This is a genomic window from Streptococcus cristatus (assembly GCF_003943815.1).
GTDB lineage: Bacteria > Bacillota > Bacilli > Lactobacillales > Streptococcaceae > Streptococcus > Streptococcus cristatus_F.
The window spans coordinates 1-1,678 of the sequence record NZ_RJNA01000035.1 but is presented as its reverse complement, the minus strand read 5'-3'; the positions used below and the strand labels follow the sequence as shown (position 1 = coordinate 1,678).

Annotated in this window: 2 protein-coding genes and 1 pseudogene; all 3 read right to left on the bottom strand. The window is 29.1% G+C overall.

Translation table 11 applies throughout. The features are described 5' to 3' along the window. A pseudogene (locus D8872_RS10570) lies at positions 1-431 on the bottom strand (dehydrogenase); the annotation flags it as partial. After that, positions 415-1,158 (bottom strand): coenzyme F420-0:L-glutamate ligase, encoded by a 744-nt coding sequence (locus D8872_RS10565; RefSeq protein ID WP_037612706.1) that lies wholly within the window; start codon positions 1,156-1,158, stop codon positions 415-417. The pseudogene D8872_RS10570 and the gene D8872_RS10565, both read right to left, overlap by 17 nt. A 1-nt stretch (position 1,159) precedes the next feature. Beyond that, positions 1,160-1,678 (bottom strand): sugar phosphate isomerase/epimerase family protein (locus tag D8872_RS10560; protein ID WP_142999580.1); only part of this gene is annotated, 519 nt, incomplete at its 5' end.

Sequence of the window (1,678 nt, the reverse complement as noted above, 5' to 3'; positions counted from 1 at the left end):
GTTCCACTCAAAGAAAAACATCCATGATTTGAGAAAATATCTAAAATTGTAGAATAAAAATATTGTTCACTCACAAAAATATTTTTTTCTAAATCTGGTTGCTTTTTTATGATTGAAGTAATTTCCTCTAGATCTTTAAATGTATTACAAAGTGGTTTCTCTATACTAACATATGAAAATAAATATTTTTTTAGAATATTCTTCAATACTACTACATGTTGGTTAGTCGGAGTACAAATTTCAATGGTAAAATATTGTCTCGATAAATCATCATCTACACTGATTCCTTTGTTAAGTAATATTAAATTACAAAATTTTATATCTTTTACATATACATTGTAGCCTCTGCCCATCCATTTATAAGCTTTTATTTTCCCAATTTTACCAAATCCAACCATTAAAATATTTTTACTCTCAATTGGAACTCTCATTAATTGCATCCTTAATATTTGTCGTTTCAGACCACTCATATTCTATGCCTTTGATAATAACAGCAGGAATTCCTGTTCCACGTTGCCCCATTACTAAACCAGCACTAGCTGCAATCATGTCACATAAAGTTTCTTCTTGGAATTTTATTGTCTCTCCATTAGAATCTATTACTGCTGTTTTCCTCAATGGAGGAATACCATAAATGCCAATTGCTACTTGAGTAGCTCCTCTTTTATCCTCCCTACCATCACTATCAGTTATAACAACTGCCACGTTCTTACCAAGTGACAGTTTAAGATATTCTGAGATTCTTTTTGCAGAAGCATCTGGATTTTTAGGCAAGAGAAATACTTCATCAACTGATTTTTTATCGATTCCACCACTTGTCAACTTTAAACCATTTTCCAATCTACATCCAATGTAATTTTTTTTTATATCTAAACGTGACAGGTCTCTATCAACTAAGTTGAGCATAATTTCAATTATTCTAGGATCTTTACGAGGGATGCTCTTCTGAATTTCTTTAGCTTCATCACTCACTTGAACCTGTTTCAAAGACAAAACTTGATTTTCTGAAATAGACACAATTTTAGAAGCTATGCAAAGTACGTTATTGTCCTCAATAGAAAAATCTGAATCTTTAATACTCTCTGCAATAAACTTTTCTAAATTTTCACCTTCTTTCAAATAAGGAATATTCTTTAAACCAACTATACTTAAATTCATTTTAATCTCCATCAATATACTCACTTAGGGTTAAATAGGATTTTCTCACTACTTCTGCCTTTTTATCCAGTTCTTTTTCATGTACTTCTAAACTAAAAATTAAATTTATAAAATGTTCACGGATTTCATGAATGAGAGTTTTGAAGTTGATAATTCCTTTTCCTAATTCTACATAATATATTCCTGAATCATTAATAATATAATTCTTACAATGAATATAATAGATATAATTTTTCAATTTTTGAATAAGCTGGCCTACTTTGGGATCAATTCTATAATAATTAGCTATATCAAACCAAATTTTTAAATTTTTTATCGATTTTTCATCTATAAAATGCCCTATTTTTATCAAGTCGTCTGCAGTGCTCACAGCAGTCCCTAACTCATTCTCAATTAAAAAAATAATATCAGTCTCATTTAACATACTCAAAAATAGTTCATTGCACAAGAAATCATCTACTGAACACCCAATTCCACCAAATATTCTTATATATTTAATATTTAGGAATCTAGCTATAAA